This is a genomic window from Ruminococcus bromii (genome assembly GCF_928721825.1).
Classification (GTDB): domain Bacteria; phylum Bacillota; class Clostridia; order Oscillospirales; family Acutalibacteraceae; genus Ruminococcoides; species Ruminococcoides bromii.
This window is the reverse complement of sequence record NZ_CAKMVP010000003.1, coordinates 942,386-966,338: the sequence shown is the minus strand read 5'-3', so window position 1 is coordinate 966,338 and position 23,953 is coordinate 942,386. Positions and strand designations below refer to the sequence as shown.

At 40.0% G+C, this 23,953-nt stretch carries 23 protein-coding genes and 1 tRNA gene; 19 read left to right on the top strand and 5 right to left on the bottom strand.

The genetic code is table 11. The features are described from left to right. Positions 1-159: 159 nt before the first annotated feature. The 9 genes from QDI94_RS04875 (at position 160) to QDI94_RS04835 (ending at position 8,532) form a co-directional block, all read left to right on the top strand. Positions 160-561 carry a hypothetical protein gene (locus QDI94_RS04875; protein ID WP_278418451.1) on the top strand — a complete coding sequence of 134 codons (402 nt, stop codon included), beginning with the start codon at positions 160-162 and terminating at the stop codon, positions 559-561. A 194-nt stretch (positions 562-755) separates the two neighbouring features. Next, a complete protein-coding gene (locus QDI94_RS04870) occupies positions 756-1,142 on the top strand; it encodes a response regulator (RefSeq protein ID WP_101028574.1) in 387 nt (128 codons plus the stop codon). 16 nt (positions 1,143-1,158) lie between these two features. Continuing rightward, on the top strand, positions 1,159-1,743 hold the full coding sequence (locus QDI94_RS04865) for a DUF6935 domain-containing protein (RefSeq protein WP_101028573.1): 585 nt from the start codon (positions 1,159-1,161) through the stop codon (positions 1,741-1,743). Positions 1,744-1,756: 13 nt separating this feature from the next. Continuing rightward, positions 1,757-3,313, top strand: coding sequence for a dockerin type I repeat-containing protein (locus tag QDI94_RS04860; RefSeq protein ID WP_278475482.1), 1,557 nt, complete (start codon positions 1,757-1,759; stop codon positions 3,311-3,313). Between the two features lie 12 nt (positions 3,314-3,325). After that, entirely contained in the window at positions 3,326-4,498 is a 1,173-nt protein-coding gene (locus QDI94_RS04855; protein ID WP_278867647.1) for a DUF4428 domain-containing protein, read from the top strand. A gap of 74 nt (positions 4,499-4,572) precedes the next feature. Beyond that, a complete protein-coding gene (locus QDI94_RS04850) occupies positions 4,573-4,932 on the top strand; it encodes a hypothetical protein (RefSeq protein ID WP_278418458.1) in 360 nt (119 codons plus the stop codon). Positions 4,933-5,091: 159 nt separating this feature from the next. Then, complete coding sequence (locus QDI94_RS04845; protein ID WP_278867646.1) at positions 5,092-5,466, top strand: DUF4186 domain-containing protein; 375 nt, start codon at positions 5,092-5,094, stop codon at positions 5,464-5,466. 17 nt (positions 5,467-5,483) lie between these two features. Beyond that, positions 5,484-7,289 carry a DNA helicase RecQ gene (gene recQ, locus QDI94_RS04840; RefSeq protein ID WP_278867644.1) on the top strand — a complete coding sequence of 602 codons (1,806 nt, stop codon included), beginning with the start codon at positions 5,484-5,486 and terminating at the stop codon, positions 7,287-7,289. Positions 7,290-7,419: 130 nt separating this feature from the next. Further along, entirely contained in the window at positions 7,420-8,532 is a 1,113-nt protein-coding gene (locus tag QDI94_RS04835; protein WP_278867642.1) for an Mbeg1-like protein, read from the top strand. Positions 8,533-8,729: 197 nt separating this feature from the next. On the opposite strand, the gene QDI94_RS04830 is transcribed toward QDI94_RS04835, so the two are convergent. From QDI94_RS04830 to QDI94_RS04815, 4 genes are all read right to left on the bottom strand, one after another. Further along, positions 8,730-9,488: an exodeoxyribonuclease III gene (locus QDI94_RS04830; protein WP_278418461.1), complete on the bottom strand. Its 759-nt coding sequence runs from the start codon at positions 9,486-9,488 to the stop codon at positions 8,730-8,732. A 64-nt stretch (positions 9,489-9,552) separates the two neighbouring features. Continuing rightward, positions 9,553-9,711 carry a rubredoxin gene (gene rd, locus QDI94_RS04825; protein ID WP_015524278.1) on the bottom strand — a complete coding sequence of 53 codons (159 nt, stop codon included), beginning with the start codon at positions 9,709-9,711 and terminating at the stop codon, positions 9,553-9,555. A 98-nt stretch (positions 9,712-9,809) separates the two neighbouring features. Continuing rightward, positions 9,810-10,349 carry an NADH peroxidase gene (locus QDI94_RS04820; protein WP_015524277.1) on the bottom strand — a complete coding sequence of 180 codons (540 nt, stop codon included), beginning with the start codon at positions 10,347-10,349 and terminating at the stop codon, positions 9,810-9,812. A gap of 25 nt (positions 10,350-10,374) precedes the next feature. After that, a complete protein-coding gene (locus QDI94_RS04815) occupies positions 10,375-10,767 on the bottom strand; it encodes a Fur family transcriptional regulator (RefSeq protein ID WP_101029498.1) in 393 nt (130 codons plus the stop codon). A gap of 158 nt (positions 10,768-10,925) precedes the next feature. Between QDI94_RS04815 and QDI94_RS04810 the strand changes: the two genes are divergently transcribed. Further along, positions 10,926-11,789 (top strand): polysaccharide deacetylase family protein, encoded by an 864-nt coding sequence (locus QDI94_RS04810; RefSeq protein ID WP_278867641.1) that lies wholly within the window; start codon positions 10,926-10,928, stop codon positions 11,787-11,789. Positions 11,790-11,792: 3 nt separating this feature from the next. Here QDI94_RS04810 and QDI94_RS04805 read toward each other — a convergent pair whose 3' ends face one another. Beyond that, entirely contained in the window at positions 11,793-13,397 is a 1,605-nt protein-coding gene (locus QDI94_RS04805) for an O-antigen ligase family protein (protein ID WP_278867638.1), read from the bottom strand. Positions 13,398-13,722: 325 nt separating this feature from the next. Here QDI94_RS04805 and QDI94_RS04800 point away from each other — a divergent pair, with 325 nt between their 5' ends. The 9 genes from QDI94_RS04800 (at position 13,723) to tnpA (ending at position 23,800) form a co-directional block, all read left to right on the top strand. After that, positions 13,723-14,373, top strand: coding sequence for an HAD family hydrolase (locus QDI94_RS04800; RefSeq protein WP_278867636.1), 651 nt, complete (start codon positions 13,723-13,725; stop codon positions 14,371-14,373). 421 nt (positions 14,374-14,794) lie between these two features. After that, the gene (locus QDI94_RS04795; protein WP_278867633.1) at positions 14,795-16,960 is read left to right on the top strand and encodes an N-acetylmuramoyl-L-alanine amidase; all 2,166 of its coding nucleotides are present in this window, start codon (positions 14,795-14,797) and stop codon (positions 16,958-16,960) included. A 36-nt stretch (positions 16,961-16,996) separates the two neighbouring features. Next, positions 16,997-18,655, top strand: a complete 1,659-nt coding sequence (locus tag QDI94_RS04790; RefSeq protein WP_278867631.1) for an Ig-like domain-containing protein — start codon at positions 16,997-16,999, stop codon at positions 18,653-18,655. A 563-nt stretch (positions 18,656-19,218) separates the two neighbouring features. Further along, on the top strand, positions 19,219-20,385 hold the full coding sequence (locus QDI94_RS04785) for a hypothetical protein (protein ID WP_278867629.1): 1,167 nt from the start codon (positions 19,219-19,221) through the stop codon (positions 20,383-20,385). A gap of 163 nt (positions 20,386-20,548) precedes the next feature. Next, positions 20,549-21,403: a pyridoxamine kinase gene (locus QDI94_RS04780; protein ID WP_278867627.1), complete on the top strand. Its 855-nt coding sequence runs from the start codon at positions 20,549-20,551 to the stop codon at positions 21,401-21,403. A 10-nt stretch (positions 21,404-21,413) separates the two neighbouring features. After that, complete coding sequence (locus tag QDI94_RS04775) at positions 21,414-21,965, top strand: ECF transporter S component (protein ID WP_278867624.1); 552 nt, start codon at positions 21,414-21,416, stop codon at positions 21,963-21,965. Between the two features lie 30 nt (positions 21,966-21,995). Then, on the top strand, positions 21,996-22,598 hold the full coding sequence (locus QDI94_RS04770) for a TIGR04100 family radical SAM protein (RefSeq protein ID WP_278867621.1): 603 nt from the start codon (positions 21,996-21,998) through the stop codon (positions 22,596-22,598). 302 nt (positions 22,599-22,900) lie between these two features. Beyond that, positions 22,901-22,977 (top strand) — tRNA-Pro (locus QDI94_RS04765). A 361-nt stretch (positions 22,978-23,338) separates the two neighbouring features. Beyond that, a complete protein-coding gene (gene tnpA, locus QDI94_RS04760) occupies positions 23,339-23,800 on the top strand; it encodes an IS200/IS605 family transposase (RefSeq protein WP_101105764.1) in 462 nt (153 codons plus the stop codon). Positions 23,801-23,953: the final 153 nt, after the last annotated feature.

Below are 23,953 nucleotides of genomic sequence, written 5' to 3'. Positions count from 1 at the left end.
TTGGCACATATTTTTTTGCTGTTAAAACAGTATAATACAATTACAGGATATAACTGGTCAGACGGTGAATATCTTTTGTGCAAAACGCTATCTTTGTCCGATTAATAATCAAAGACAAAGATGCATAAAATTTATTATTTAATGACAGGAGGAAAAACTATGGAGGCAAAAGGTTCAACTTTTCTTAAAGTAACGGGAATCCTTATGATTGTATTCGGTGCTATTGCACTGATCGTGTCAATCATCGCCATTCTCGGTATCGCCGCACTTGCAGCTTTTAACGACGGTACATACGATATGACTATGCTTTATGTCGGCGGTGTTTTCGCACTTATCAGTGCGGTTGCTGAGTTTGTTGCAGGTATTATCGGCGTTATCAATGCAAAACTTCCGAACAAGGCAAACACATGTATTGTATGGGGCGTTATTGTTGCGGTTATGTGTGTTGCAGGCGAAATTATCAGTATGATAGGCGGCTCACAGTTTAATGTGTTCTCTCTTATCTGCGGTCTTGTTATTCCTGCACTTTACATTATCGGTGCTGTTAAGAACAAAGCATAATTATTTTATTATTTACCCCCCCTTTTTTAATTACCCACCATTGATATTTTTAGCACAAGTTCACAGCTGTCCGAGCAATCGGGCGGCTGTGTTTTTTTGTTTATGTTGTGAAATATGCCGTTTGGCACATTCATCTTTTACCGCAAAATTGTACAATATAAGTGAAAGATATAGGTGAAAAGGGGTGATGTCCGTTGAAGAAAATTTTGCTCAGTGTTCAGAACAATTTGCTTAGTGAGGCTATTCAAAATGCACTTGTCAGGAAGGGAAGATTCTGCATTGAAAATGTTTCGCCGAATCAGGACGGAGAAATTCTTGATTTGTGCATTGCACAAAGAGTTGATGTTTTGCTTATGGATGTCACAAGACTTGCCAATTCAACTGTCGAGAAGCGGCTTGAGCTTTGTGAGAAAATAAAAGAACATTTGCCAAACTGCAAAACGGCTCTGCTCTGTGATGAACAGTCATACCCCGATCTTGCCGACAGGGTTAAACAGGCAAAACAATTCGGAAAAATAAGCTCGTTTTTTTATTCATCCGTAACGGCAGATTATCTTGCTGCCGCACTTGACGCACTTTAAAAAGGAGGTACTGTTTATGGGTATATTTGACAGCTTAAAAAATATGACAAATCAGGCTGTAAAAAACAATGTTACAAAGGCTGTTTCGGGAGCAGTAAACAATGCAAGGTACAAAAGCAAAACATTCGTATTTGCCGATTATCCGAAAAATGCAGATGAACTCAAAAAAATGCCGGAGCTTGACTTTTCGTCACCTCTTTCAACAGCGGCATTTGCAATGCTTGTGTTGCTTGAATATGATGAAAGTCCGGAAAACACAATAGAAATGCTCAATGTATTAAAAGGACCTCAGCCGATGAACGGGATGGATATTCAATTTTTGCGTGACAGAATCAAGGGCAGGGGATATATTCCTCGCTCGTATTTTGAGGGTTCATCCGTGAAGAACGATTATACACCGAATGTTCCGTACAAAATAACCGTTTCCGAGTATGCATATACCTATCAGAGCGAGGGTTATGCAAAAGTTCAGGTTCAGTCGTCGGGAGCGGACTCACCTCGCCCGATTGAGCTTCGCAGAAAGGGCAATCAATGGTTCTTGTGGCGCAATCTTGCACTCTCCGACATACGAACTCCCGCTTCGGATGACCCTTGGGCATAAAGGAGGGTTTTTTATGAAAATCAAGAAAAAAGCAAAGCGTATTTCGAGTGTTGCCCTGTGTGTGCTTATGCTTTTAACGGCTCTTCCTATGACAGCCATAACCGCAAATGCGGCGGCTCAGGCTTATATCAAATATATCGACACCGAGGTTTACATAGGAGATGTCCTTAACATTATCGTGGGAGTAAACGGCGGCAGTACAGACGAAACCTTTACCTATCAATGGCAGGCAAAGTATCCGAGCCTAAGCTGGGTTAACCTCTCCGATAAAACCGACAGACCCAACTCGAAATTTTCGGGTGTTTTTACAGACCATCTTAAATTTCAGACCTACGCAGAACTTGTAGGACCTGACTCAGGGTGGAAAGATGTTGTCTTTAGATGTAAAGTAACGGGTTCAAAGAGCGGTACTTTTTATTCGGGAAAATGTAACTTTCCGGGACTTCTTGAGAAGACAGAAATTCCTATAATTGGATTTTTAGGCTTGGAGAAACCTGAACAGCGGAAAATCCCCTCAACTACGGCAACTCCGATAAACAGCACTTACTACAGTTTTGATTATATTGAGTGGTATGAGTACAAAAACAACAAAGTTAGCAGAAAGCTCAACGACGGAGAAGCTTTTGACAGCGGTATGTATTGTTGTCAGCTATACTTTAATATGAACAGAGGATATGCGGTTGCCAAGAACGCAGTATGTGGCTTGTACAACGACGACGGTCAGGCGACAATTCTTCAGGATGAAACCACAGGTCAATATTATATTTGGGCATATTACGTTGTTGCAGATAAATCGCCATCATTTACACATCAGTCCACAGAGGCAGAAATTATGAAAGGCAAAGAAAAAACTATATCGGTTACTGCCAACAATGCCGCAAGCTATCAGTGGCAGATGAAAGTAAGGAGAAGAACAAGCACCGGTATAGCAAGATATGTGTGGCGAAACATAAGTGACGACTCATCCACATCAAGCAAATTTTCCTTCAAGGGTACAAAAACAAATGCTTTGAGCATCAGACCGAATACGGATTTTGATGAAACTCAGTTCAGGTGTGCTGTCACGGGTGAAAACGGTGATGTCATTTACAGTGTATCGGTTAAAGTGACGCAAGAGGTTAAGGCCAAAATTATAATGAACTTCAAAACAGGCGGCTCACCGAAGGACACTATTACTGTTAAGATGGATAAATACACTTTTGACGGCGTTTATAAGGGCAGCTTTGAACATGAAATGGAAAACAGTAATGCAGAACCTTTATATTTGTATTATGAAACATTCCCAGGCAAATATGTCATTACTGTAAGCAAACCGCAGTGTGTTACAAGGGTGTATGAGATATATCTGTATAAAGACGATATTAGTTTTGATGTAAACATTACAGTTCCGTATGATGTCAATATGGACGGTGTGGTTAATGTTATTGACGCAACACTTGTTCAAAAACAGGTTGTTCATAATGTTGAATTTGATTCCTATCAATTAAAACTCGCCGACACAGATAATGACGGAACAATTTCTGTCGTAGACGCTACAAACATTCAAAAGAAAATCGTTGGTCTTTTGTAAAGGAGAACGCTTATGGGACTATTTGAAAAGAAATATTGTGACCTTTGCGGGGAAAAGGTAAATGCCCTCACAAGGCAAAAGCTTTCAGACGGCTATCTTTGCAGCGACTGCAAGCACAAATTAAGTTCGCTTTCATCAGGTTGGAAAAACAGAACAATAGCTGATGTTAAAACTCATCTTGAACAGCGTGAACAGAACAGACAGAAATATTCGGCATTTGTTCAGTCGGCAAGTGCCGGCACAAATGAAAAGCTTGTTGTTGATTTTAATAACAGAAAATTCTATTTCACAATAGGCAGAGATTTCAAAAACAGCAATCCTGAAATATTCGATTTTTCACAGCTGCAGGACTTTTGGCTTGAACTCGGATATACAACTCTGCAGGATTCCGACCGTGACGGAATCCCCGATGAGTACGACCGCTATGATAACCGTCAGGGCATGAACAGCGGTTTTGGCAGTCAGTTTGACGCAACAAACTCATTTTCCGGGCAAAACGGTATGCTTGATGTTCCTCTTGCGCTTCAGCCGTATGTTCGTGATACAAACACATCGTCATCTCCGCAAAGAATATCTTCTCTGAAAGCAAAATTCATCGTAAATCATCCGTTCATAACCGACATATCAATGTATGTTGATTCGTCAATCGGTACTGTAAGAAATGAGCTTATGAGAGCGTTTGATGACGGAATGCAGTTGATGAGATTATGCGAACAAATCAGAAACGGTATGCAGAACAATATGGGTTATCAGCAAAGCGGAATGCCGATGCAGAATAATATGGGATATCAGCAGAACGGAATGCCGATGCAGAATAATATGGGATATCAGCAAGGCGGAATGCCGATGCAGAATAATATGGGATATCAGCAGAACGGAATGCCGATGCAGAATAATATGGGATATCAGCAGAACGGAATGCCCATGCAGAACAATATGGGTTATCAGCAAAGCGGAATGCCCATGCAGAACAATATGGGTTATCAGCAAAGCGGAATGCCCATGCAGAACAATACAGGTTATCAGCAGAACGGAATGCCTGTGCAGAGCAACACAGGAAATCAGCAGCCGCAACAGCCGTTTAATCCGCAAAACTCTGCGGCAATTGTTTGCCCTGCCTGCGGCTATAAGCCTGACGGTAATCCTCCAAAATTCTGTCCGTTCTGTGGAACGACTATGACATAACCGATATGGATTTACGGTCGTTATTTCATAATATTTCCAAACGAAAAATGCGTGCAAAAAAAGAAATAGTGTCCGTGAGTTATTCAAAAAATCATTCAAATTTTGACTACTGCTGTTCTTTTTATGTGCGAAAAGAAGGTACAATTTACCTTTTTGACGCTATCTGCAAATGCGGCTATATCGCTTTTGAAAATGTTTTGATCAACGAAACGGATATGAAGTTGTTGTGCGACGCTGCCGATAACGCGTTGGAAATCCTGAAAAAATATAATCCGAAAAACAAAGAACTGACAGTCGATGACGCCACGGTTACAATCGTTGAAATCATATTTTCCGACAAAAACAGTATGTCGGTCAGTATGACGGAACAAACCTTGGATTCGCTTGAAAAAGCGTTCTTTGCTCTTGCTGAAAAATATTGCAAAGATGTTTAATCTCTAAAAATAATTGAAAAGCAACCCTATGAAAACAACTCCCACGGTAAAATAATCGTGGGGTTGTTTTTTTGCAACAGAAAACTATCGCCTTTTTTCTTGCCATTACCGTAGTAATTGTTTATAATTAAGTTATGAGAATAAAAGAAGGCATAAACGATGCAAACAATAGATGAGGCACTTGATAAACTGAAAAAGTCGGATTTTCGCAGTCGGTTTCATTTAAAGCAAAAGGACATCGACTACATAAATGAAAAGGGAATGGATAAAATCCGCTCCCACGCAGAAGATTTTGTCAGAACACGGCTTGCACCAAAATATATTCCGAATGACGGAAAGCAAACGCCTATGAGGGGACACCCTGTTTTTATTGCACAGCATGCCTGTGCATGTTGTTGCAGATGGTGTCTTAACAAGTGGTATAGAGTTGCAAAGGACAAACAGCTTAACGAGGTCGAACAGCAGAAAATTGTAAATCTGCTTATGGCTTGGATTGAACGGGAATACAATGATTATAATTCCAATAAAGAATGATAGACAAGGGCAAAAAGATGAGTGATAAATTAAGCGTGTTGAAAGATTACTTCGGACACGATTCTTTCAGAGACGGACAGGAACAGATAGTTGACGCTTTGCTTGACGGCAGAGATGCACTTTGCATTATGCCAACAGGTGCAGGCAAGTCTATGTGCTATCAGATTCCCGCATTACTTTTTGACGGGGTGACAATTGTTGTGTCACCTCTCATTTCGCTTATGAAGGATCAGGTCGGCTCGCTTGTTCAGTCGGGAGTCCCTGCGGCATACATAAACAGCTCGCTTTCATATCCGCAATTTCTGCGAGTGCTTTCAAATGTTGAACACGGAAAATACAAAATTATCTATGTTGCACCCGAAAGGCTGTTGACTGACGGATTTCTCGACACCTGCAAAAAGATAAAAATCTCAATGGTTGCAGTTGACGAGGCTCATTGCGTTTCACAATGGGGACAGGATTTCAGACCGAGTTACCTCAAAATTGTTTCATTTATTAAATGCCTTGAAAATCGTCCGATTGTCGGAGCATTCACAGCAACGGCTACAAATGATGTAAAAGAAGACATAAAGAAAATTCTCAGGCTTGAAAATCCGTTTGAAATTACAACGGGATTTGACCGCCCCAACCTTTTCTTCGGTGTAATAAAGTCATCGTCAAAGGACGAAAAGCTTATTGACCTCATTCGGGAGCGTGGTGACAGGTCGGGAATTGTCTATTGTGCAACCCGAAAAAATGTTGAATCTGTCTGCGAATTGCTCTGCGATAACGGCTTTTCGGCTACAAGATATCACGCAGGACTTGATGAATACGAACGCAGGAAAAATCAGGAGGATTTCGTTTTTGACCGAAAAAATATTATGGTCGCAACCAATGCTTTCGGTATGGGAATTGACAAGTCAAATGTTACATATGTAATTCATTACAATATGCCGAAAAACATTGAAAGCTACTATCAAGAGGCAGGACGAGCAGGCCGTGACGGCGGTGAGGCTGATTGCATTCTGCTCTACAGTCCTAAGGATGTTCGCCTAAATCGCTTTATGATTGAAAATTCCGAGGGCAACGATGAGCTTACAATTGAAGAAAACGAGCAAATTCGTGAGCGTGATTTTGAACGCTTAAAGCATATGACCTTTTACAGCACAACAAACGATTGTCTGCGTGGATTTATTCTGCGGTATTTTGGCGGTGATAAAAAGGCTTACTGCGGAAAATGCTCCAACTGTCTTTCTGTTCACAAGCTTGTTGATGTCACAATTGACGCTCAAAAAATTATGTCATGCATTGCAAGAACAGGACAAAGGTACGGCAAAACTGTGATTTGTGATGTGTTAAAGGGCAGTAAAAGCGAGAAAATTCTAAAAGCTGAGCTTAACAATCAGTCAACCTACGGAATAATGAAAGAGGTTACGGCAAGGCATATTTTCGGCACAATTGACTTTCTTGCCGAAAAGGAGTATATTTCAGCCGACAATGAAACCGAGGCTCTAAAACTTTTGCCAAAGAGCCGATATGTGCTTTTCGGACGGGAACGGCTTGTGATGAAGAAAGTTGAAAACTCCGAAAAGGTTGTCAAAACGCACCGCCCCGAAGTGCCTGTCAATGCCGATTTACTTGACGCACTCAAGGCTTTACGAAAAAGCATTGCATCCAAAAAGAGCGTTCCTGCCTATGTTATTTTTAGCGATGCAACGCTGATTGATATGTGCAAAAAATGCCCCGAAACATCCGATGAAATGCTTGAAGTTTCGGGTGTGGGCAGAACAAAGCTTGAAAAATTCGGAAAAGAATTTCTTGAAGTAATCGCAAAATTCAGATAACTTCATATACTGTTAAAGGATGAACGCAAGCCGTTTGTCCTTTTCTTTTACAATTATCAAAATTGTATTGAAATAATTAGTACAAAGTGGTACAATAGTTACGGAGAGAAAACAGATTGGAGGCATTTGTATGGCTGATATATTTGATTACATAAGCTGGCGCGGCGATTTGACATTTGAGCAGGACGGTTTTAACGAGCTTGACGCACTTGTGCTTTCACGGCTTTCATATCTTCCTTTTGACGGTGCGGTATCGTCCTGTCTGTTTGATGAAATTACCCTTGAACAGGCGGCAATGCGTGTGTTTGCAACCGATGATTACGAGAAAAATCTATTGTGGAAGGGTGACGCCGACCTTTTGAAAGCAACGGCAGAGAGCAAGAGATTCGGCAAAATCCTTGTTTCGGGGTATGTAAACGAGGTTGAGTCCGATGTGAGTATGCAGTTTTCCGCAATCACTTTTGAATTTCTTAAAAAGAATTATTTTATTTCATACAGAGGAACGGACAATTCTCTTGTCGGCTGGCAGGAGGACTTTAATATGTTCTTTACATTTCCGTTGCCGTCGCAGAAAAAGGCTCTTGATTATTTTGAAAAGGCAGTCCGTATGCTCAACGGAAAATTCATTCTGGGCGGTCACTCAAAGGGCGGAAATCTTGCGGTTTATGCCGGTGCTTTCACCGATGAAAATTCAAGAAATCATATTGATTATATTTACAATTTTGACGGACCTGGGTTTTCTCTTGACAAAATCAAGGACAGCGGATTTTATGAAATTGACGACAGAATCTACACCTTTGTTCCGCAGTCAAGCATTTTCGGCATGATATTTGAGCATGAGGAGAGCTACACAATTGTAAAGAGCAATCAAAAAGGTTTTCTTCAGCACGATATCTATTCATGGGAGATTGAGCAGAACAGTCTTATCAGGCTGAAAAGCACTACAAATTTCAGCGTTTTCTTTGACCACACGCTGAAAGAATTTGTTGAATCGCTGACAATTGCTCAAAGACGGGAGTTCACAAAAGAGGTTTTTGCCCTTTTGTCGCTGACCGAAACCGCAACCTTTAATGAGATGCTGAAAAATCCGCTTAAAAACACGGGAACAATCCTAAAATCCTTTGCAGGTCTTGACAGCAAAACAAGAAATATGCTTCTGAAAACAATCTTCGCATTCGTTAAAAGTGCTAAAAACAATTTTTCCGACATAACAGGCGGTCAAAACAAAATTACCGTCAGTTAATTATAAAAAAGCTCATATATGCTCCGATACTTTTTAGCATCGGAGCATTTTCTTTGCAAAAAATCATTTGTCAAGACGAAATTCCCGTTTTGTCAATTGACACTTTTGAAATTTGTATTGTCAGTCTTTGAAAATTTTTCATAATATACAAAAAATCCCGACACGGTGTATGCTGTGTCGGGGTTTTATTTTGCTTTTTAAATGTCAATCGTCAGTTCAACGGGGCAATGGTCAGAACCAAAAATTTCGGTATGGATTTTTGCGCCGTCAAGCTTGCTTTCAAGAGCTTTTGAAACGATAAAATAGTCAATACGCCAGCCCGAATTTTTTTCACGAGCCTTGAATCTGTATGACCACCACGAATACACGCCCTCTGTATCGGGATAGAAATAGCGGTAGGTGTCGATAAATCCGTCATCGAGCAACGCTGTCATCTTTGAACGCTCTTCATCGGTAAAGCCTGCATTTTTACGGTTGGTTTTCGGATTTTTTAAATCAATTTCATTGTGTGCAACATTCAAATCACCGCACATAATAACCGGCTTTTTTTCTTCAAGTTTTTTAAGATATGCCTTGAAATCATCTTCCCATTTCATTCGGTAATCAAGCCTTTTCAGCTCACTTTGCGAGTTTGGAGTGTAGCAGGTGACAACAAAGCAATTGTCAAATTCTGCCGTGATAACTCTGCCCTCGTGGTCGTGTTCGTCAATGCCGATTCCGTAACTTACATTTAACGGCTCTTCCTTTGTGAACATAGCCGTTCCCGAATAGCCTTTTTTGTCGGCATAGCACCAATACTGATGATATCCTTCAAGCAGGAGGTCAATCTGTCCCTCTTGAAGCTTTGTTTCCTGAAGACAGAAAATATCTGCGTCAACATCTTTGAAAAAGTCCTCAAAGCCCTTTGTAACACAGGCACGAAGTCCGTTTACATTCCACGAAATCAATTTTTTCATAATTTACTCCCGTACATACAAAAGGGAGCAAGCATTGCCTGCCCCCAAATTGCCAATCTGTTAATTATTCTTCTGCGGAAAATTCATCCTTACCTACACCGCAGAGAGGGCATACCCAATCCTCGGGTACATCTTCCCATGCTGTGCCTGCATCAACGCCGTTGTCGGGATCGCCGATTTCAGGGTCGTAAACATATCCGCAAACATCGCATACATATTTCATACTATCAAATCTCCTGTTCAAAGTCTGTTGTGTAATCGGTTAGTTGTTGGTCATACGATTATCAAGCTGACTTTTTTGATTTTTTATTGTTTTAATGATTACTTAAAGTATCTGTTAAGAAGACCTCTAAAGCCTGCGCCGTGTCTTGCTTCATCCTTTGCCATCTCGTGAACTGTGTCATGAATAGCGTCAAGGTTCTGAGCCTTTGCACGCTTTGCAAGGTCAAACTTACCTTCGCAAGCACCTGTTTCTGCATCTACACGCATCTGAAGATTCTTCTTTGTGCTGTCTGTAAGAACTTCGCCTAAAAGCTCTGCAAACTTGGCAGCGTGTTCAGCCTCTTCAAAAGCATACTTTGTAAATGCGGCAGAAACCTCGGGATAGCCTTCTCTGTCTGCAACTCTTGCCATTGCAAGGTACATACCGACTTCACTGCATTCTCCCTCAAAGTTAGCTCTGAGATCCTTGAGAATATCTTCGCTTACGCCCTGAGCAACGCCAACCTCGTGAACTGTTGCGAAAGACGCCTCCTCGTCCATCTGCTTAAATTTTTCCTTCGGTGCCTTACAAACAGGGCAAGCCTCGGGAGCTTCGGGACCTTCATAAACATAACCGCATACTGTGCAATACCATTTCATAATTACTTCTCCTTTGTAATAAATATTAGTGTACTTCTGCCGAGCATTTGGGACATATGCCGTAGTAGATAACAAATCTGTTTTCTACCTTAAATCCCTCTTCGGCAAGCTGTGACTTAAGGTCATCAGCATTTTGATTGTCTTCAACATCAATAACTGCTTTGCATTTGTTGCATACAAAGTGGGGGTGCGGCTCTGTGTTGCCGTCAATACGCTCCTCACCGTTTACATTACATATAACGCTGACCTTTCCTTCATCCTTAAAAAGAGCAATGTTTCTGTAAACCGTGCCAAGACTAAGGTCAGGAATTTCGGGTTTTAATTTATCATAAACCCAGCGTGCGCTCGGATGAGTGTCCGTACCGCACACAGCGTTGTAAATTGCATTGCGTTTTGAGCTGAAATTTCTTTTTGCCATAATTCATAAATCCTTATGCAATATTAGTCAGTACCGATTGACCAAAATCAGTAATCAGTATTAACTTTGGCTATATTCTATCACGCAGATGCTTGATTATATTTACAATAAAGAATTATAGATAAAAAATCTTGCACAAAGAATTGGGAGGAAATATAGTGAAATCAAACAAAACAGTAAAAATTATCGTTTTAACGGTACTCTTCCTGTCTGCGGTAATTTTAATATCGGTAATGACAGGTGCAACAAAAGAAACAACGGCTGATACCGACAGCGTGAAACTGCCCGTAATAATGTATCACTCACTTTTAAAGGATGAAAAACTGCAAAATGACTACACAATCTCGCCGACTCTTTTTGAAAATGACCTTAAATATTTGACCGAAAACGGCTACACAACCGTTGTTGTAAAGGACCTTACCGATTATGCTTACGGCAAAAAATCATTGCCCGAAAAATGTATTATGCTGACCTTTGACGATGGATATTATAATAATTATTATTATGCACTCCCTTTGCTTGAAAAATACAACTGCAAGGCGGTCATATCTCCGATTGCGTCAGTGTCTGAAAAATTTACCGAAACCAAGGACATTTCCGTGAACTACGGTCATATAACCTTTGACGATATAAAAGAAATGTCCGATTCGGGCTATGTTGAAATTCAGAATCATTCGTACGATATGCATTCTTTGAAATCACGGAAGGGTGTTTTGCCAAAGGCGGGGGAGAGTGACGAAGCATATAAATCTATTCTTACGGAAGATGTTGCCAAGGCTCAAGGCTTGCTTGAAAATGCAACAGGGAAAAAACCGACCTGCTTTGTATATCCGTTCGGTGCAAAAAATGACCTGACTGAAAAACTGATAAAAGAAATGGGCTTTTCGTGTACACTAACCTGTACGGAAAAGCCCAATATAATCACTAAAAATCCCGACAGCCTCTACGAGCTGGGACGATACCGCCGTGACCGCAACGAGTCAATGCAGAACCTTCTTATACGAATTGAAACGCAGACATAATATTTATACGGCAGATTTTTCAGCTTTGGCATTTCTTACAAAAGCCTCGCACAAAGCTATGAAGATGAAAAACAGCGGAGTTGTAATCGGCTGATAAAGGTTTACAATAGCCTGAACAGCATAGCAGATAACAGCCGAAACGCACGCAATCAGCATCGGATTTTCCTTTGCATACTTAACTGCGTTCTTAATCGTACCGCACACAATGGCAAGATAGGAGAGAAGTCCCGTAATTCCGATTGTGATAAGGTAGTTTAGATATTCGTTATGAGCGGCATTTGTTGAGCTGTCACCGTATTTTAAAAGGTCGTTAAAGTACGGTCTGAATGCGGAGTAGAACATATCGGGACCTACGCCGAACAGCTTTTCAATGAATGAAGCGTCGCCGAAAATCCATATCGACCTTATCCACATAAAGCCTCTGTGCGTACCCCATTTATCGTTAAAACGGATAATTCTTTCAAAACTGCCGAGGTCGGTTTTGGTGTCAATACAGCTGAAATAAACCATAATTCCTATCATGGCAACAGCACAAAGTCCGAATACAACAGCAAGAGCAATCGGCACGGCTTTTGAAATTGTGATGTTTGGTTTTTTGTAATCAATAAGATACAAAATCCCTGTAATAACGGCACAAGCTGCAAGCAATATCCAGCCGATGCCTGAGAATACGAAAATTTCCTGAAACTTATCAAAGCCCTTGCTTTTGTCGTCAAAGCAGAGTGAGAACAATCTGAGCAGCTTTGCAAACAACAGCATAACAGTTGCCGAAAGGAAAAATCTTTTCAGTCTGACAAGGCTGTTTGAAAACCATACAAGGTAAATAATCATAAATACAGCCATGCCGAGAATGCCGGAATCGCTGTCGGCAGTCATAAGAGCCGCAAAGCCCAATCCTGTTGCAATAAGATAAATTGCCCTGAGCAAGGTTTTCTCCGTGATAACCGACATTGCAATCATAACAGGCATAGCGATGCAGATGTAGCTTGAAAGCAGATTTTTGTTGCCGATTGTTGAAGTGAAGTCGGTAATAGTCTGTTGGTCGGTGAGAAGAGTAAACATCCCGAGAGGATCAATATAGAATGAGTTAAGCACCGCAAGTGCATAAACAATCATTGAACCGAACGCAAGCGCAACAAATATGTATTCAAAATATTTAAAGCACCTTGTAATCATAAAATATGCTGCGGTGTAAAATGTCATCAGCAAAAGTCCGTTGTTTCGTCCGTCAGAGCCTAAAAGCGCATCCAAAGGACTTGCGGACAACAGCGTTGAAATGAAATTTATCCCGAGGAATACAATAAATGCCCAGTCCATAAACGAAAGCTCTTCATACAAATGCTTTGGTTTAGGCTTTTCAAGCTTTGAGTCTTCCGGCGGTTTATCAACACTTGCGGTCATAATAATAAGAAATTCCGCAATAACGAGAATGCCCGTCAATATAATGAAAAAGTAATACTTGTCATGCCTGATGTTAAAATATGCGTCGGTAAAAAACAACGGAAAAAGCGTGAACATAACAAGCAGATAATAGTTTGTGAGCGCCTGCTGTACCGAATATTTTTCTTTTGGCTTAGCAGTGGGATTCTTATGCTTTGTAGAAGCCATAATATAATAACCTTTCAATGTAATATACTTCAATTTTATAACGCACGCACAATGTTGTCAAGAAATAAAGTTGTTTAGAAGTCCTGTTTTTCAAATAAATTTTATTGTTATATAATCAAAAAAACAACAATTACATATTTTTGCACCGTTTTTATTTTAGAAATTATACTCATAAGCAAAATAAGTGTTGTAATTATCTTCCAAAAATGGTATAATTCACGCAGAGATGTATTTCCATATTTGCAGGAATTTGCAGGACAAAAGACTTTTGTATTTGATTTCAGGTAATTTATGAATTTTATCTATTTGCAGATTGGGCGGTTTTATGAAAAAATTAGTTATTTTTGGCTTTGACGGAACTCTTGCCGACACAGCCCCCGGAATTTTATATTGTTTCAATACAACGGCAGTTGCAATGGGTTATGAGCCTGTTGAACACAGCGCACTCTACGGAGTAATCGGCACACCGCTTGAATACGGCTTTAAAACGCTCTTTAATATGAGTGATGACGAAATTGAATATGCCGTAAAGAATTACAGTAAACTTTATTCCCAGAAAGGAAAAGAGATGTTCACCGTCTATGACGGAATTTATGACGCTCTTCGTGAACTCAAGAAAAGCGGTTTTAAGCTTGCAATTGCAACTCAAAAGCACAGAATGTTTACAACAGATATGCTTGAAAACTACGATGCTGCGGATGTGTTTGACGCAGTTTGTGCAACAGATGTCGGTACAAACCTAACAAAGAGCCATCTGCTCTTGCAGGCGTGTGAGCAGACAGGTGTTTCAGTTGAGGAAAGTGTCCTTGTAGGCGACGGCACTATTGAAGCAAACGGTGCCGAAGAAATCGGTATGGACTTTCTCGCTGTTCTCTACGGATGGGGCTTCAGAACCAAAGAAGAAACCGAGAAATATAAATGCAGCGGCACAGTGGCAGCTCCTGCGGAAATTGTTCCGAGAGTTCTTGCGCTCTGATTGTGCAGATCACCGCAAGCCGCATTATTTCAAGGCTGAGATAAATAAAGCTTCAGAACACAAATCAAATCGGGCGGTCGTAACGACCGTCCGATTTTTGCATATTTGCATAAAATATACTTGTATTTTTCAAAGGCGGTAATTGTATATTAACTGATTTTGTTTGCACCAAAGCGAAGAAAAATATGTGATAAACAAAAATACAAGAATGTGAAAATATTATTGCAAATCTGATTGGTACTTTAAGCACATAAATGCAACTGCTTATGTAGGTATATTGAAAATATAATTGTTCATTTTTGACAAAAACATATATAAATATACAAAATCATCCAAATGGTCTTGACTGATAGAGATTAAGGGTATAAGATTTAATGGTTGATAATACTTATTAAAATATTCTATTCAGGAGGAGATAAGTTTGAAATCAAGAAAAATATTGCCAATATTACTTTCAGCAATGGTAACTTTTGGCATCACAACAGCAGTATCTGTTACTGCAAATGCAGTTGAGGTTGCAAAAGCACCTGTGCAGAATAAACAGAACGCACAGACAAGTCTTGCAACTCCCAGAATTTCAAAGGCAGAAAGTGTTTACGAAGGCGTAAAACTCAGTTGGAACAATGTTGACGGTGCTGCCTTGTACCGTGTGTATTACAAAGGTAAAAACGGCTGGACAAAGTTGACCGATACAACCTCAACCTCCTGTATTGACAGTGATGTTTATTCAGGCGGAAACTATACATACACAGTAAGATGTATCACCGAAGACGGAAAAAAATTCTCGAGCGGTTACGATTCTAAGGGAACAAAGCTAACCTACATTGCCGCTCCCGAAATTTCAAAAACCGAAAGCGTCAACGGCGGAGAAAAGCTGACATGGAATAAGGTTAAAGGAGCTAAAAAGTACAGAGCTTATTTAAAAAACGGCAAACAATGGATAAGAATAGGTGATACAACCTCAACATCCTTAGTTCACAAAAATGTTGCGTCGGGCAAAAGCTATACTTACACGGTACGCTGTATAAGTTACAACGCAAAAAGCTTCACAAGCGGTTTTGACCATAAAGGAACAGAAACAACCTATATCGCAACTCCTCAAATTTCGAAGCTTGAAAGCGTAAACAGCGGTGTAAAGCTTTCATGGAACAGCGTTGGCGGTGCGGAAATGTACCGCGTGTTCTACAAAGGACGGCACGGTTGGACAAAGCTTGTTGATACAGCAGAAACCTCCTGCGTTGACAGCGATGTTTTGTCCGGCAATAACTATACTTATACGGTAAGATGCATCAGCAATGACGCAAGAAAGTATCAAAGCGGCTATGACAAAAACGGCGAGTCCGTAAAGTATATCGCCACTCCAAAGGTTACAAAAACAAATGTCACCTATAACAGCGTAAAGCTTACCTGGAACAAGGTTAAGGGTGCTGAAAAATACCGTGTTTACCGCAAGAACGGAAACACTTGGAAAAGAATTGCCGATACAAAATCAACTTCCGTAACGGATAAGAATCTGTCGGCTGAGAAAAGCTATACTTATACTGTACGCTGTATTACTGCGAACGGAAAGAAATTTGCAAGCGGATATGATTCAAAAGGCTTTACAGCGACAACATCCCCGGTACCGCCTGTTATATTTGATAAAACAAGCGTTACGGTTGATAAGGGCAAAACCTACACAATAAAAACTAAAGTGGCAGACAAATCAAAGCCTATAACCTGGTCAACATCCAACGCAAAGGTTGCAACAGTTGACCAAAAAGGCAAAGTAAAGGCAGTGGGCAAAGGTTCTGCAATAATAACAGCTGAGGTTGACGGCATAAAGACCACATGCAAAGTAAAGGTAAAGGTTATAAAAATATATCTCAGTCCGTCAAATCAAAATGCAAACACCTATGCAACGGGCAATACCAACGAAATGGCTCAGTGCGACAAAATTGCAGCCGCAACAGCAAAAGCACTTAATCGCTGCGGATTTGAGGTTATGGTTGCCAAGTCGGGTACACTTATGCAGAAACGCTGTCCCGAGTCGGACAAGTTCGGTGCAGACATTCATATGCCGATTCACACAAATGCCAGCGGTTCCGGTAACTACACAGGCGGAACAAGAGTATTTTGCCTGAATTCAAGTGGTAAAAAAGCCGCACAGGCTGTATGCAATTCACTCGGTGCAATCACTCCGGGTAAAGATGACGCTGTTATCTACAAGAAAGATCTTTATGAAATCAATGTTCCGAAAGCACTTTCTTTGTATGTTGAGTGTGAATTTCATGATACCGTAACAGGCTCAAACTGGATTCGCAAGAATATTAATGAAATAGGCGAAGCAATATGCAAGGGCTTGTGTAAATATTACGGTTATACATATGTAGCACCTGCAAAGAATACAAAGACAACAAAAAAATCAGCACAGGCTGTTTCATCACAGAACACGACCGATTCCACACAGCCTGTGACAGAAGAAGAACTTGTACAGGAACCGACAACGGTATCTCAGCAGGAATCATATGAGTCGGTACAAATACCAACAGAACCGACTCAGCCTGAAACAGAGCCTACAACAATAGCTTCCGACAGTATATATTAAAAAGCAGCTGATAATATATCATTCGGAGGAATAGCAGTGAAAACAAAAAGAATAATGCCGTTGTTGCTTTCCGTGATAATGACAGCAGGCGCAGTAACGGCAGTTCCGTTTAAGGCAAGTGCGGCTGAGTTAAACGCACCCGTCGTTTCGTCACAGTCGGCAAGGTCAAGTCTTGCAACCCCGAAAATCTCAAAGGCAGAAAGTGTAAACAACGGTGTAAAAATAAGCTGGGGAAGGGTAAACGGTGCTGCAAGGTACAGAGTTTACTACAAAGGCAGTAAGGGTTGGAGAAGGCTTGCAGACACAACCTCAACTGCATACACAGACAAAGCCGTTTCATCGGGCAAAAATTATACCTATACCGTAAGATGCCTCAGTGCAGATGCAAAGAGATTCACAAGCGGTTATGATTCAAAAGGCAAATCCGTAAAGTTTTTGTCAGTGCCGAAAATAAAAAAGACGGAAAATGTTTACGGCGGAGTAAAACTCACCTGGAGCAGGGTTAGCGGTGCTGAAAAATACCGTGTATATTGCAAGAAAAACAATAAGTGGAAGGGTCTTGGCAATACAACCTCAACATCATTCATCGACACCAAGGCAATGTCAGATCATAACTGTACTTACACCGTAAGGTGTATCACAAAAGACGGCAGAAATTTTGCAAGCGGTTATGACGGCAAGGGCAAGTCAATCTTATATACGGCGTCCCCAAGGCTTTTGAACGCCGGTGCTGCATACGGCGGAATAAGGATTGAGTGGAAAGAAGTTATCGGTGCTGAAAAATACCGTGTGTATGTCAAGAACGGTAAGAACTGGAAAAAGCTTGCCGACACAACATCAACGGAATTTACGGATAAAACCGCAGGCAGCAAGGGGACATATACCTACACCGTAAGATGTATAAATCCATCCGAAAATACATTTATGAGTGGGTTTGATTCAAAGGGTATAACCGTAAATGCTGCCGATAAGCCGTATATTATGCTTGACAAGGCTAAACTTTCTCTTTATAAAAGCAAAAGCTATACTTTGAAGAAAATTATTTCCGATAGAACCAAAAATGCAGTATGGTCATCTTCAAATTCAAAGGTAGCTACTGTTGACAAAAACGGCAAAGTTACGGCAAAATCAAAGGGTGTTGCCACAATTACCGCCAAAGTGAACGGCTATTCCGCAACCTGCAAGGTGACTGTCATTCAGCCGGTTAAGGCTAATAAAATCATCTCAACGGCAAAATCACTTGTCGGCAAGGATGCGGGCAAGGGCTGCGACATTATGAAATGGTACGGAAATTATGATACAACAGTCAATGCTGTTGCGTGCTGTTGTGCAGGTCAGATGTATCTTTTTAATAAAGCAGGTGCGTTGGATATGATTCCGGGCGGCAAAACCACATCGTGCGGTGTTGTTGCCGTGAACTTTTTAGAGGCAGGACAGCTTTACCGTGCGAGTGATGTTAAGCCGGGCGACCTTGTTATTTTTTCGTGGAGCGGAAAACCTACAAAATATGACTCAAGGCTGAAAGCCAAGGGCTGTAAGTCACTTGACCACATAGAGCTTTGTATCGCTGTAGATGATTACACCATAACAACAGTAGGTGCGAATAACGGTGGCACAGAGTGCGATGATTTCAGAGTCAGAACAAGATATAAGAGTAACATTTCCTGTTGTTGCAGACCGAAATATGCAAAATAAATAAACAAAAACAACCGCTTGTTTAGGTGTACTAAGCAGGCGGTTGCTTCTTTATTCAACAAAATATTTGATACAACATTCCTTACTGCGATGACTTACAAATATCTACTCCAATGAACATGATATTCTCAAAAAATTGTTTCAACTTGCTATTGCAATTTGCGATGATTTTATAGGTTAACAAAAAAGCAACGGAGCAAAAACTTCGTTGCTTTTAAATTGCTGTCTGTTATTCGTTTGCACTTTTATAAAAATCTCTAAAATTGAAAGTTGAAAATTAAAATTTAGTTCGGGCAACAGATTTACAAGATGCAAAATTTCTGTTGCCCGATTGTTTATGTAAGTAATCGCTATACATTAGCAATAATGAGAGCCGACCATTAGTTGATAACTGAATTAGCATAGAAATTATAAAATAGATTATACTATTATGATTGTGCAAATATTACATAATACAGATGAAATATTTCGAAAATTATTGCATCGTGTAATTCTTAGTGGTATAATCTCCTTATAGAGTTAAATATTTACTTATGATTTATATATTCAAAGGGGAATGTATTATGAATGAGATAGAAAAAAGGGAAGAAATGGCTATGTCCTTAATGGATATGGAATTGATTCCTGACATGGATGAAAAAATACTTGCGGAAGAATATAATTGCAAAAAATTTAGTTTTACAGATTTGGCAGCACTCGGAGTTGCTTTTCAACCGATAATGTCTATGCTTCAGCAACGAATAACAGGTGAAGGCGGAAGTGGTTTATATTTTGTTAATACTATGGGCAGACAGATGTTTCATAAGAAAGGAAGTACTGATTTTATAGGCTCACTTAAAACTGATATAGGTTCAGTAGGCGGCGGTCAGGCAAGTCTAATGCAATTACCTTGTGATCCTACAATGATTTGTTTAGCGGTTGCTTTGGTTGGTATTGAATTAAAGTTTAATGAAATTAAAAACATACAGATTGAAATGCTTGAATATGTAAAATCCACTCAAAGGGCAAAAATTCGTGGAGATATAAATACCTTGTCCGATGTTATGAGCAATTACAAATTTAACTGCGATAACGAGAAATATAAAACAAATAAACATATTCTTGTTCAGGATATCAAAAAAGAGTCGGAACAAGCATTGTCGCTTCATACTGAGCAAATTGTCAAAATTTTAAATAAATCTGATGATTGGCATTGGGACAATGATGTAAAACAGGTTAAGAATAAATTGAAAGCAGAATTTGATGATTATAAGCTTTCTTTGTTTTTGTATTCCTATGCTTCATTTCTTGAGGTAATGCTCCTTGAAAATTTTGACAAAGACTACTTGAATAGTATTTCTGACAAAATTGAAGAAAAATCCAAAAAGTATGATGAGTTTTTTGATGAATGTTGCAAGAGAATTGAAAAAGCCTCTAAATCTTCTGTGGAAACATTTTTCACAAAAGGATTATCAGATTTGAGCAGAGGTTTTGGCAAGGTGATTGCAAGCATACCTGTTATATGTGAAGGTCCTGTTGATGAAGGTCTTATTGGAGCAGGTGACCAACTTGAAAAATGGAATACCGAAAAGTCAAAAGATATTATAGATGATTTAGCCAAGGATGCTGATGTGTGTGCAGTTCCGTTCCTTGATAATATAAAAATGCTTAATAAGGTGTATAATGAACCTATAGATATGCTTATAGGCTCTGACGGGGTTTATTTGGTTGAAGCCCAAAAAGCAGTGTAATGTACTAAAATGACATCTCAAAAGTGGGATGTCATTTTTTACGCCTCACAAACTGTACCTATAAAAATTCTGAAAATTGTGCATACAAATAATGACAGTGGTGTTGTATAATGACAACATCACAAGATAAATGTTGAACTGTTCAGAAATTTTAAGGCGTGGTATGATGACAAAAAAAGCTGTACTAATCAATGATCTCTCAGGGCTTGGCAAGTGTTCGCTGACGGCGGCAATCCCTGTTTTGTCCGTAATGGGCATTCAGGCGTGTCCTATGCCGACAGCCGTTTTGACAAGTCAGACGGGATTTGAAAGCTTTTACTGCAACGATTGCACGGATAAGCTTGATTATTACACAAGTGAATGGAAAAAACTCGGCTTTCAGCCTGACGGAATCTATACGGGTTTCCTCTCAAGCGAAAAGCAGGTGGACAAAATTCTTTCATTTATAGACAGCTTTGAAACCGACAACACGCTTGTACTTGTGGATCCGGTTCTCGGTGACGGTGGAAGAACCTACAGCCTTTATACCGAAACCCTTGGCAAAAAGATGAAAAAACTCGTTTCTGTTGCCGATGTAATCACCCCGAACCTTACCGAATGTTGTATTCTGTGCGATACCGACTATTCAGAACTGATTAAAAATGCCGATTCTCCCGATTTTCTCGATACGGTTGCAGAGCTTGCCAAAAAGCTTTTGAAACTCTACAAGGTGAAAACCGTGATTGTTACAGGCATTGAGCATAAAATTTCCGATGAGGTTACAAAGATTAACAATCTTATTGCAACCGATGATGAGGTGTTTTGTGTCAGCTGTGAAAAGACGGGCGGAAGCTATTCGGGTACAGGCGACTTGTTTGCCTCGGTTGTCTTTTCGGGACTGCTCCGTGGTGACAGCCTGAAAGATACCGTAAATCTGGCGGTAAAATTCATACAGACCTCTCTTTGTGAAACCGTTAAACTCGGTATTCATCGCAACGAGGGTATTGAATTTGAAAAACATTTAAAAATGCTTTTGTGAGGAAATTACTATGACTGCTAAAACTGTTTCAAAAACCGATTCAAAATATAATGTAAAACTGATTGCAATTACGGCAATGTGTGCGGCTCTTGTTACCGTAACAACTGCTTTTATCAAGATTCCGTCACCGCTTGGATACTCTCATGCAGGCGACTCTATGATTTATCTCGCCGCAAGTATTCTTCCCGGTCCTTTCGGAATTATCGCATCATCAATCGGCGGCGCTCTTGCCGACCTTATTTCGGGTTATCCGCATTGGGCAATCCCAACAGCTATTATCAAGGCTCTTAACGCAGTTCCGTTTGTGCTTTGCAGAATGGCAATGAAAAAGCGTGGCAAAGATGAAAAAATCATCAGTCCGTCATCACTTCTTATGCTCATTCCAACAACAATCGTTACAATCGGCGGTTACTTTATTGCAAACGGTCTTATGTACGATTTTGCCGCAGCAATTGCGGAACTTCCCACTTGCTGGTTGCAGCCCGGTGTAGGTGCTTTAATCTTCATCGTTGTAGGCATCGGTCTTGATAAAATCAATTTCAAGAAAAAACTCTCGCTTTAATGTGAGTTTCAATAAGGAGAAGAAAACATAATGGCAGATATTCTTTATGTGTACAAAACATCTATCTATGCTAATCTGACGAACAAATGCCCTTGCAGATGCACATTTTGTATCCGCAACAATACCGATTCGGTCGGCAGTGCAGATACACTCTGGCACAAGCATGATCCGAGTATGGAGGATATTAAAAAGGCTGTTGATGATTTTGATTTCACAGGCTACAAGGAGCTTGTATTCTGTGGCTACGGCGAACCGACTTCGGCTCTTGACAATATGCTTGAAACCGCAAAATATGTAAAGGAAAAGCACCCCGACATCAAACTCAGACTCAACACAAACGGTCTTTCTGACAGAATCAACAACAAGCCCACAGCTGAGTTGATTTCAAAGTATATTGATTCTGTTTCAATCAGCCTCAATACCTGTTCATCGGAAAAGTATGACGAAATTTGCCGTCCTGTTTTTGACCATGCGTATGAGTCAATGCTCAAATTTGCAGAGGATGCAAAGAAATATTTTGAACATACGCAGTTTTCAATTGTAGATACAATCCCCGAGGAGGACATCAAGGCTTGTCAGAAAATTGCCGATGACAGGGGAATTTATCTCAAAATCAGAAAATATTCCGACTGATCAATGCTTTAATCGCAGACTATAAAACAAAGCAGAAACAATAAAAAGTATCCATAGTAACGGTTTTGAAGCAGAATTAAGCCGTTGAACAAAAATTTGAAAATAAATCGTTGCTATGGATGCACTTAATTTTGCACCAAAACACAGGCAGCCCCAACGCTGAACAAGAGAACAACGGCACTATGTTTCAGTTAATTCATTGTGTCAGTTATTTTATTTTTTTGAATAAAAATCAAAAATAGTGTTGACAAATCGAAAAATACGGTGTATAATAAGCAAGCTGTTGTTAGTAAACAACATTTCGAGGTGTAGCTCAGTTTGGTAGAGTGCTTGGTTTGGGACCAAGATGCCGCAGGTTCAAGTCCTGTCACCTCGACCAAAAAAGGTGGTTTTTTAACCACCTTTTATTTTTTGCCAAATTTTCTTAAAGTGCTCTAAAATGGCTTAAACACTGGGATTATGAGCTGTTGCTCAGTTAATTTGAGTAAACTTGAAAACACTTGAATTAAGAGGCTCAATGTCAATAGTTGGGGTAACCCGTAAAAACAGAATATATGAGAATTACAAGCGGCAGCGAATTAAGCTGTCGCTTGTTTTAATGGGTTTACCCAGTGCCACGCTTGCGTGGCACAAACAACCACCCGCTATGCGGGTGTGCATAAAAAGTTATACAAAAAAATCACCAATCGTATTACAATAAGAATGTTCAAGTCTATTGTAAAAAAAGAAAGGTGATTTTAATGGCAAATAAAACAAATAGTTTATCCCACACAAAATGGATGTGCAAATACCATGTAGTGTTTGTGCCAAAGTATAGAAGAAAAATAATATATGCACAGTATCGACAGAGTTTGCAAGACATAATAAGATTGTTATGTCAGTACAAAGGAGTGGAGATACTAGAGGGGCATATGATGATAGATCATGTACACTTGCTCTTAAGTATACCACCGAAGATGAGTGTGTCAAGTTTTATGGGATATTTAAAAGGAAAAAGTGCGTTAATGATGTTTGAGAAACACGCAAATCTGAAGTATAAGTTTGGAAATAGGCACTTTTGGGCAGAAGGATATTATGTGAGTACAGTAGGTCTAAATGAAGCAACCATAAGGAAATACATAGAAGACCAAGAAAAGCATGATATAGCACTAGATAAATTAAGTGTACGAGAATATGAAGACCCTTTTAAGGGTGGCGAGTAATACAAACACCCTTTAAGGGGTGGCGAAAGAGGCAAAGGCAATAGGCTTGAACCAAGTGAAAGCCAGCGTCTTGAGACGCTGGCCGGTAGCATGGGCTTATAGCCCTAGAGCAAACCACCCGTTGGACGGGTGGTTTTGATTCAACAAAAAATC